The organism is Arthrobacter sp. B0427-1-12, assembly GCF_059092905.1.
The window spans coordinates 1-1,240 of sequence record NZ_JBNHIC010000154.1 but is presented as its reverse complement, the minus strand read 5'-3'; the positions used below and the strand labels follow the sequence as shown (position 1 = coordinate 1,240).

Annotated in this window: 1 protein-coding gene; it reads right to left on the bottom strand. The window is 63.9% G+C overall.

The annotated features are described in order from the left end of the window. Positions 1-1,128: LLM class flavin-dependent oxidoreductase (locus AC5RWU_RS24285; RefSeq protein ID WP_493986729.1), on the bottom strand; the 1,128-nt coding region annotated here is incomplete at its 3' end. Between the last annotated feature and the right edge of the window lie 112 nt (positions 1,129-1,240).

The window sequence follows — 1,240 nt, the reverse complement described above, 5'->3', positions numbered from 1 at the left end:
GTACTCCGCCGTCGCCTTCGCCCTGATCCGCGCGTCGGTCTCCTTGTCCTCTTTCTGGCTGGCAAACGCCCGGTCCTGAGCACGCCTAAGCCCGTCGAGCTGGCCTTGGAACTGCGGTGCCACCTGTCGTGCGAACAGCTCGTAGGAGCGAAGCGTGTCAGCCGGCGAGGCCCAGTCGTTAGCCCAGAAGAGGTAGGTACCAAAGCCACCGGACGCCTCCTCGAGCCGCCGAATCTGGGCAACCGCGTCATCGGGCGTACCGATGACCGCCAGGCCGGACTCGATAATCAGATCGATCTTGTCGCGCGTCGAGGCGTTCCCGTCCACGGCGAACGGCAGTGTGCTGAGGTTCTGCATGTAGTAGACCCAAGCATCCAGGCCGGGAGTGACGGCCGCGATGGCTTCGTCGCGCGTCGGTGCGATAAACATCGGGCCCAGCAGCCTCCACGTGTCGCGGTTGGGCACGTGCCCGGCTTTCTCGGACTCGTCGCTGTAGATCTCCCAGTGTCGCGCGAGGAGTTCCGTGGCGGGACCTTGCGTGGCGGCCAGCGACAGCATCGAGGCGCCCATTTGGCCCGCGGTCCGCGGCCCCGAGGCCGAAACTGCGGCGGTGACGGCCATTTCGATCGAGCGGCCGCGATAGGGAAACATCTGTAACCGCGCGTCGTTGAGCTTGAACCAGGACGAGTAGCTTGTGACCGATTCCCCGGCCAACAGTCGCTGGATAACTCCAGCACCCTCAAGGAGGAAGTCACGAGTGTCGCCAGGTTCGTTGCCGAAGGTTATCGTATCGGCCGCCAGCGACCCCGGGCCGATGCCGAAGATCGCACGACCTCGCGAGAGGTGATCGACCAGGATCATGCGCGTGAGCGAGTTGAACGGGTTGTGGTTGGGCAGGCTGACGACACCGCTGCCCAGCATGATCCTGCTGGTGCGTTGAGCCGCCGCTGCGAGGAACACCTCGGGCGATTCCACGATCTCCCAACCGGTCGAGTGGTGCTCGCCCATCCAGACCTCGTCGTAGCCGAGCCGGTCGAGATCCTCGACTAGCTGCAGGTCACGCTCAATCGAGAGAGTCGGGTCGTCGGTGGGTTCGTGGACGGGTGAGATGAATACGCCGAATCGCATGATCAGTTGCCTCCTGGTAGTGGTTGTGATGAATCAGATTCTGCTGTATTGCTGGTTGTCGCCCCGAGCGGTGGTCATGCCGACCACACGAGTCCGCCGTCCACCCGGATGG